This window comes from Kitasatospora griseola, from assembly GCF_014648555.1.
Lineage (GTDB): Bacteria > Actinomycetota > Actinomycetes > Streptomycetales > Streptomycetaceae > Kitasatospora > Kitasatospora griseola.
In genome coordinates this window covers 1-7,134 of record NZ_BMRI01000058.1, presented here as the reverse complement: position 1 = coordinate 7,134, position 7,134 = coordinate 1, and the positions used below count along the sequence as shown (strand labels likewise).

The following is a 7,134-nucleotide window of genomic DNA, read 5'->3' as shown; positions in this document are numbered from 1 at the left end:
GCTTCTCCAGCACCGGCAGCACCTCGTGGCGGACCCGGGAGCGGGTGTAGGCCGGGTCGGCGTTGTGCGGGTCGTCCCAGACCGGGATGGACTGCGCGGTGCAGGCCTGCCGGGTGGCGGCCCGGTCGAGCTCCAGCAGCGGGCGGCGGTAGCGGCCCTTCTGCGCGGGCATGCCGGCCAGCGAACGGGCGCCGGAGCCGCGGGCCAGGCCGAGCAGCACCGTCTCCGCCTGGTCGTCGCGGGTGTGGCCGAGCAGCACGGCGAGCGCGTCGTGGCGTTCGGCGGCCGAGTCCAGCGCGGCGTAGCGGGCCTCCCGGGCGGCGTTCTCCGGGCCGCCCTCGCGGCCGACGTGCACCGCGACCGCCTCCACCGGGTCCAGGCCGAGCTCGCGCAGCCGGACGGCGACCTGTTCGGCGCGCTCGGCGGAGCCGTCCTGCAGGCCGTGGTCGACGGTGACGGCGCCGACCCGCAGACCGAGCTTGGGGGCCTCGAAGGCGGTGGCGGTGGCCAGGGCCATCGAGTCCGCGCCGCCGGAGACCGCGACCAGCACCAGCGGGGAGCCGGGGGCGGCCGGGGTGCGGGGCAGGCCGGAGGGGTGGCGGCGGGCGTTGCCGATCAACGTGCCGGGCACCGTCGCGGTGGTGGCCAGCGCGGGCAGCGGCGCGGCCTGGGCCGGCGGGGCGGTGCGGGCGCGCACCGGCTCACTCGGGGCGACGCCCGCCTCGGCGGCGAGCTCGGCGAGGGTACGGCGGACGGCGAGGCGTATCGCCGCGACAGCGGGGTGTGGACCCATGGTTGGCACTCCTTGGCGGAGGGAGGTACGTCGGCCGCCTGTCAGCTCTCGGTCACCAGGCGCTCACAGATGGTCGCAGAATCCGGCCACCGCCCACGCCCCCCGCGCCAACGGCGGATCCACGGTCCCACGTACGGGTGAATGGAGAAACGTTACGGCTGCCGCCAGGTGAACGACTCGCCCGGTTGACCGCCCGGGCGGGCCGCACCCGCCGCCCGCCCGGGCGGCGGGCGGCGGGCTCAGCCGACCACCCGGGCCACCCAGGACGCGGGGTCGTGGATCTCGTCCTTGGTGGGCAGCGTGTTCGGCGAGGTCCACACCCGGTTGAAGCCGTCCATCCCGACCCGCTCCACCACGCCGCGCACGAACACCGCGCCGTCCTGGTACTGGCGCAGCTTGGCGTCCATGCCGAGCAGCCGGCGCAGCACCAGGTCGAGCCGGCCGCTGCCGCGGTCGCGGCGGCGCTGGAACTTCTCCCGGATCTCCGCCACCGAGGGCACCACCGCCGGGCCGACGCCGTCCATCACCACGTCGGCGTGGCCCTCCAGCAGCGACATCACGGCGGTCAGCCGGGCCAGGATCTCCCGCTGCGCGGGCGTCTGCACCAGGTCGGCGAGGCCGGCCGCGGTGGAGCCGTTGCCGCGGCCGCCGAAGCCCGGCAGGCCGCCGAGCGCCTCGCGCAGCCGGTCCAGCAGCGCCGAGGGGTCGACGTCGGTCTGCGCCAGGAACTCCTGCACCTCGGACTGGATGTGGTCGCGCAGCCAGGGCACCGCGGTGAACTGGGTGCGGTGGGTCTCCTCGTGCAGGCACACCCAGAGCCGGAAGTCGTGCGGGGCGACGTCGAGTTCGCGCTCCACCTGGACGATGTTCGGCGCCACCAGCAGCAGCCGCCCGGGCGGCGTCGCCAGGCCCCGGCGCGGCTGGTCGAACAGGCCCTCGGGGCTGTCCGGGGCGGTGGGCAGCTGGGCCGGGGCGAAGGTCTCGTACTGGCCGAGCACCTTCCCCGACAGGAACGCCAGCACCGCGCCGACCTCCACACCGGTGGCCTTGGCGCCCACCGAGCCGGTCGCCGCCACGCCCGGGCCGTCCGGGCGGCGGGCCGCGAGCCGGTCGGTCAGCGGGCGGACCACGGTGCGGAAGCCCGCCACGTTGGCCCGCACCCAGCCGGGCCGGTCGACCACCAGCACGGGGGTCCCGGGTGTGTCCTCACCCGTCCCCATCCGGGTGAACTCGCGGACGTGCCGCTCGGCCTCGACGGCGTGCCGGCGCAGTTCGGAGACCACCGCGCGGGCCTCCTCCCGGCCGACCCGGGGCCCGGGCCGGGCCAGGCGCACCGCGGTCGCCACCGCGAGATCCCAGTCGACCATCTCCGCACCGCTGTTCGCGCTCGTCATGCCCTCACCGTACGTGCTCGCCCCCGCCCGGGGGAGACAACGGCGGCGGCCGGTCCGCTGACCCGGGGTCAGCGGACCGACGGGGCGTCAGCAGCCGCAGGCGGCGATCTTCGCGACGATCCGGTCGATCGCGGCGCGGGTCGGGAACGGGTCGGGACTGGTGGTCCGGGTCATCAGGGCGAACACCAGCACCCGCCCGTCGCTGTCGACGACGGTGCCGGCCAGCGTGTTGACGTTCGACAGCGAGCCGGTCTTGGCGCGCACGATGCCGGCCGCGTCGCCGGCCCCGGACTTCGCGCCGAACCGGCTGACCAGGGTGCCGGTGAAACCGGCGATCGGCAGGCCGGTGATCACCGGACGCAGCTCCGGGTGCTGCGGGGAGGCCGCCTGGCCGAGCAGCTTCACCAGGGTGAGCGGCGGGATCAGGTTGGCCGACGCCAGACCGCTGCCGTCGGTGAGCACCACGCCGTTCATCGGCACGCCGACCTTGGCCAGCTCGGCGGTGACGGCGGCCGCCCCGCCCTCGAAGCTCGCGGGCTGCTTGGCGGCGAGCGCGACCTGCCGGGCGACCGCCTCGGCGAGCTGGTTGTCGGAGGTGGTGAGCATCCGCTCCACCAACCGTCCGATCTCCGGCGACTCCACCCGGGCCAGCTCCTTCGCCCCGGCGGGGGCGGCGGCCTGGGCGGCCTTGTTCTGGACGGTGATGCCCTCGGCCTTCAGGAAGCCGGCGAAGGACTCGGCGGCCTGCCCGGGCGGGTCGAACACCCGGGCCGGGGCCTCGTCGGGCGAGCGCGGGTCGATCCGGCCCTCGTCGACCATCAACGGGGTGACCGCGCCGATGTTCGTCCCGTCGTGCTCCTTGTGCAGCAGCGGGCCGCTGTACAGCGAGGTGTCGTAGGACAGCTTGACGCCCGTGGTGCCGGCGGCCTTCAGCGCGGCGGCGGTGCGGCGGGCCAGGTCGGCCATCGAGGCGGGCGCGCTGTCCACGTCCACGGGGGCGCCGCCGATCCGGATCTGATCGACGGGCAGCGCGGTCACCGTGGGGTCGCCGCCGCCGACCAGGGTGATCTCGCCGGGGGTGGCGCCCTGCACCACGGTGGTGGCGATCCGGTGGCCGGCCGGCAGCAGGGACAGCGCGGCGACCGCGGTGGCCAGCTTGGTGGTGGAGGCGGGCGTCGCCGGAGTGTTCTCGTTCGCGCCGACCAGGAACTCTCCGGTGACGGCGTCGGCGACCGCGTAGTTCAGCGTCCCGAGCGACTTGTCCTGCAGGGTGGCGCCGAGCGCGCTGCGCAGCCCGGTGCCGGTCGGCGCACGGCTGTCCTTGGCGTCCCCCGCGGACAGCACCGGCCCCTTGACCGGCACCGCCCGGTGCCGGTTGCCGCGCCGCTCCTGCTGGCCGTTGCCGTTGCCGTTCCCGCCGCCGCCCTGGTGGTGCCCGTCGTCGGCGCGCTTGCTGCTGTGCCCGTCCGGGCGGCTCGCACCGGGCGAGGGCTGGGCCAGCGCCGGATCGGCGACGGTCAGCACCCCCGCGGCCAGCGCCGCCCCCAGAACCCCGACGAGCGCCGTTCTGCGCCCGCGTCCCGCCCCTGCCCCTGATCTCACCGACCGGCCCCTTTCCCGAGCACTCCCTGCCGTAGGAGACACTTGGATTCTGTCAGTCCCAACCCTTGGAGGAACCGTTGGAGTTCGACGTCCTGATCGAGATCCCGAAGGGCTCGCGCAACAAGTACGAGGTCGACCATGAGACCGGTCGCCTCCGCCTGGACCGCATGCTCTTCACCTCGACCCGCTACCCGGCCGACTACGGCTACGTCGAGGGCACCCTCGCGGACGACGGCGACCCGCTGGACGCGCTGGTCATCCTGGAAGAGCCGACCTTCCCCGGCTGCCTGATCAAGTGCCGTGCCATCGGCATGTTCCAGATGACCGACGAGGCCGGCGGCGACGACAAGCTGCTGTGCGTCCCGGCGACCGACCCGCGCTGGTCGCACCTGCAGGACATCCAGGACGTGTCGGAGTTCGACCGCCTGGAGATCCAGCACTTCTTCGAGGTCTACAAGGACCTGGAGCCCGGCAAGTCCGTCCAGGGCGCCGACTGGGTCGGCCGGGCCGAGGCCGAGGCCGAGGTCGAGGCCTCGATCAAGCGCCTGCAGGAGCAGGGCGGCCACTGAGCCGTCCCGCCCTCCGGGGCGGCAGCACCCGTGCGAGGGGCGGGAGTCCGATTCGGACTCCCGCCCCTCGCACGTTCCGCGACGGCCGGTCAGTCGCCGTCGTCGAGCCGGAACCCGACCTTCAGGCCGACCTGGAAGTGCTTCACCGTCCCGTTCTCGATGTGTCCGCGGACCTGGACCACCTCGAACCAGTCGAGGTGGCGCAGGGTCCGGTCGGCGCGGGCGATGCCGTTGCGGATGGCGGCGTCCACGCCCTCGTGCGAGGAGCCGACGATCTCGGTGACCCGGTAGGTGTGGTCGGACATGGCTAGTACTCCCTGGTGCGGCGGTGGCGGACGCTCCCCCGCCGTCCACCGTGCACCAGGGCGCCGGGCCGGGCATCCCGGCTTCGCCCGACGGAGCGTCAGAACGCCGCGCGGACCTCGCCGACCACCTGGCCGCCGCCGTGCAGCGGGGAGGACGCGATCCGCTCCAGCACCGGGTCCTGGACGCCCAGCCGGCGCAGCGCGGCAGCCAGCACCGGGCCGCGGGCGCGCTCCGCGCCGTCCTCGATCTTGAACGCCAGGGCCCGGCCGTCGGCCAGCGCCACCACCTGGACGGCCTCCGCGCCCATCTTGGACAGCGCGCCGGGCACCGCCCGCATCAGCCAGGTGTCGGCCCGGCGGGTGCCGGCCACGTACTCGGGGTGGGCGCGCATGGCGTCGGCGACCCGGCGCTGCTCGGTGCCCGGCTCGGCCAGCACCAGGGCCCGGTAGGCGCGGGCCAGGCCGGTCAGCGAGACGGCCAGCAGCGGGGCGCCGCAGCCGTCGGTGCCGGTGTGCGCGGCCGACTCGCCGGTGGCCTCCTCCAGGGCGGTGCGGGCCAGTCGCTGGATCGGGTGCTCGGGGTCGAGGTAGCTCTCCAGGTCCCAGCCGTTGGCGGCGCAGGCGGCCAGCCAGCCGGCGTGCTTGCCGGAGCAGTCCATCAGGATCGGCGCCGGCTCCCCGCCGGAGCGCAGCAGCTCCTCGGCCTCGACCTGGTCCAGCGGCAGCTCGGCGGGCGTGCGCAAGGCGGCCTCGGTGAGGCCGGCGTCGGCCAGCATCCGGCGGACCGCGGCCCGGTGGAAGGGCTCCGCGGAGTGGCTGGAGGCGGCCAGCGCGAGCTGTTCGCCGCGCAGCGCCAGGCCGGCCCGCAGGGTGGCGAGCGCCTGGAACGGCTTGGCGGCGGAGCGCGGGTAGACCGGCTGCTCGGGGGTTCCCAGCGCGTACGCGACGGTGCCGTCGGCGTCGAGCAGGACCAGCGAACCGCGGTGGCGGCCCTCGACGAAGCCGGAGCGTATGACCTCGGCGAGAGCGGGCAGGGCTGACTGCGACACGGGCGGGTCTCCAGGAATGCGGTGAGGGTGGATGCGGCCCGCGTCCGCCCGCTCAGCTCCCGCCGAGCAGGTCCTCGACCCGGGCCTCCCCTTCACGGTACCTGCGGGTGATCTCCGCGCCGCAGTCGTCCGCGGTGCGCTGGAGCGTCTGGCGGCGCCCGGACACCTCGCGCTCGTGCCCGGCCAGCCGTTCGACGGCGGCCAGCAGGTCGGCGGTGGCGTGCGCGCCGAGGTCGGCCAGCTGCACGTCGCCCATCAGGGCGTCCGCCTCCAGCCGGTAGCGCTCGCCGCGCGGCGGGCCGAGGGTCAGGTGCCGGGCCGGGCGGCGGGTGGCGGACGGGGCGTCCGCCAGGATGGCGGGCAGCCGGTCGAGCAGCGCGCACTGCGCCTCGCTGGCGCCGGCCAGCGGGACCTCCCGGCGCTCCAGTTCGGCCCGCAGGATGTCCATCCGGCCGTGCAGCAGGCGGCGCAGGTACGACAGGTCGGCCTCCTGCTCCAGGGCGTCCCGGCGGAGCACCCGCAGGTCTTCCAGGGCCAGGCCGGCCAGTTCGTCGACCGCGCTCACATCCATCAATCCGACCACCTGCCGTAGTACCTGGGCCCGCCGATTGCACGGCCGCACGTCCACCGGGGTTCCCCCCGGCGGGCGATGCCACTCGTGCGGGTGACGCGGTTCGCCGGGACGGCGGACGCCCCCTCGGGGCCCGGATGGCCCCGGGCCGTCGGACAGCGTGCCACCCCGGGCCCCGGCCCCGCACGCCCGAGTACCCGAACGGCCCCCTGGCGAACACCCCTGGCTAGTACGAAGAATCCGCGCCACGGGTTCACCTGCACCGATCGGGGCGCATCATGTGCGACCCCCGCGCGCAACCCGGAGGTGTGCGCCCCCGGCGCGGACGTGCGGGCACAATGGGCGGCATGCGAGCAGTGGTGCAACGGGTCGCCGAGGCGGCCGTGACGGTGGACGGCGAGACGGTCGGCGCGATCGAGGGGCCCGGCCTGTGCGTCCTGGTCGGCGCCACCCACGAGGACACCCCGGCGCAGGCCGCCCAACTGGCCCGCAAGCTGTGGACGCTGCGGCTGTTCCCCGGCAGCCCCGAGCAGTCCTGCTCGGAGCTCGGCGCCCCGCTGCTGGTGATCAGCCAGTTCACCCTCTACGGCGACGCCCGCAAGGGCCGCCGCCCCACCTGGAACGCCGCCGCCCCCGGCCCGGTCGCCGAACCGCTGGTGGACGCCGTGGTGGCCGAACTCCGCGCGCTGGGCGCGAAGGTGGAGACCGGGCGGTTCGGCGCCGACATGAAGGTGTCGCTGGTGAACGACGGGCCGTTCACCGTCCTGCTGGAGGTCTGAGAGGGCGTTCGATACCGATTTAGGCTGCCGCAGGTGGTTTCGGTCGGAGGTATTGCCCGGTTCTGTCCGGGC

Annotated in this window: 8 protein-coding genes; 2 read left to right on the top strand and 6 right to left on the bottom strand. The window is 75.3% G+C overall.

What is annotated here, in order from left to right; genetic code table 11:
* The 3 genes from tilS to dacB form a co-directional block, all read right to left on the bottom strand.
* Positions 1-793, bottom strand: a 793-nt coding sequence (gene tilS, locus IEZ12_RS35775) for a tRNA lysidine(34) synthetase TilS (protein WP_229848616.1), incomplete at its 3' end; no start/stop codon positions are given.
* A 239-nt stretch (positions 794-1,032) separates the two neighbouring features.
* Complete coding sequence (locus IEZ12_RS35770; RefSeq protein ID WP_229848614.1) at positions 1,033-2,187, bottom strand: Rv3626c family coenzyme F420 biosynthesis-associated protein; 1,155 nt, start codon at positions 2,185-2,187, stop codon at positions 1,033-1,035.
* 87 nt (positions 2,188-2,274) lie between these two features.
* Positions 2,275-3,789, bottom strand: a complete 1,515-nt coding sequence (dacB, locus tag IEZ12_RS35765; protein WP_189278378.1) for a D-alanyl-D-alanine carboxypeptidase/D-alanyl-D-alanine endopeptidase — start codon at positions 3,787-3,789, stop codon at positions 2,275-2,277.
* A 77-nt stretch (positions 3,790-3,866) separates the two neighbouring features.
* Here dacB and IEZ12_RS35760 point away from each other — a divergent pair, with 77 nt between their 5' ends.
* Positions 3,867-4,358, top strand: coding sequence for an inorganic diphosphatase (locus IEZ12_RS35760; RefSeq protein WP_189278376.1), 492 nt, complete (start codon positions 3,867-3,869; stop codon positions 4,356-4,358).
* A gap of 89 nt (positions 4,359-4,447) precedes the next feature.
* On the opposite strand, the gene IEZ12_RS35755 is transcribed toward IEZ12_RS35760, so the two are convergent.
* From IEZ12_RS35755 to IEZ12_RS35745, 3 genes are all read right to left on the bottom strand, one after another.
* A complete protein-coding gene (locus IEZ12_RS35755; protein ID WP_043915581.1) occupies positions 4,448-4,663 on the bottom strand; it encodes a dodecin in 216 nt (71 codons plus the stop codon).
* Between the two features lie 98 nt (positions 4,664-4,761).
* Positions 4,762-5,712: an asparaginase gene (locus IEZ12_RS35750; RefSeq protein ID WP_229848612.1), complete on the bottom strand. Its 951-nt coding sequence runs from the start codon at positions 5,710-5,712 to the stop codon at positions 4,762-4,764.
* Between the two features lie 52 nt (positions 5,713-5,764).
* Positions 5,765-6,283 (bottom strand): RsiG family protein, encoded by a 519-nt coding sequence (locus IEZ12_RS35745; RefSeq protein ID WP_189278374.1) that lies wholly within the window; start codon positions 6,281-6,283, stop codon positions 5,765-5,767.
* A 347-nt stretch (positions 6,284-6,630) separates the two neighbouring features.
* Between IEZ12_RS35745 and dtd the strand changes: the two genes are divergently transcribed.
* A complete protein-coding gene (gene dtd / locus IEZ12_RS35740; protein WP_035872970.1) occupies positions 6,631-7,062 on the top strand; it encodes a D-aminoacyl-tRNA deacylase in 432 nt (143 codons plus the stop codon).
* The last annotated feature ends 72 nt before the right edge of the window (positions 7,063-7,134 follow it).

What these genes read in the sequence shown, in the direction of transcription:
- IEZ12_RS35745 (WP_189278374.1), bottom strand. Translation starts at nt 6,283, where the DNA reads ATGGATGTGAGCGCGGTCGACGAACTGGCCGGCCTGGCCCTGGAAGAC.
- IEZ12_RS35755 (WP_043915581.1), bottom strand. Translation starts at nt 4,663, where the DNA reads ATGTCCGACCACACCTACCGGGTCACCGAGATCGTCGGCTCCTCGCAC.
- IEZ12_RS35770 (WP_229848614.1), bottom strand. Translation starts at nt 2,187, where the DNA reads ATGACGAGCGCGAACAGCGGTGCGGAGATGGTCGACTGGGATCTCGCG.
- dtd (WP_035872970.1), top strand. Translation starts at nt 6,631, where the DNA reads ATGCGAGCAGTGGTGCAACGGGTCGCCGAGGCGGCCGTGACGGTGGAC.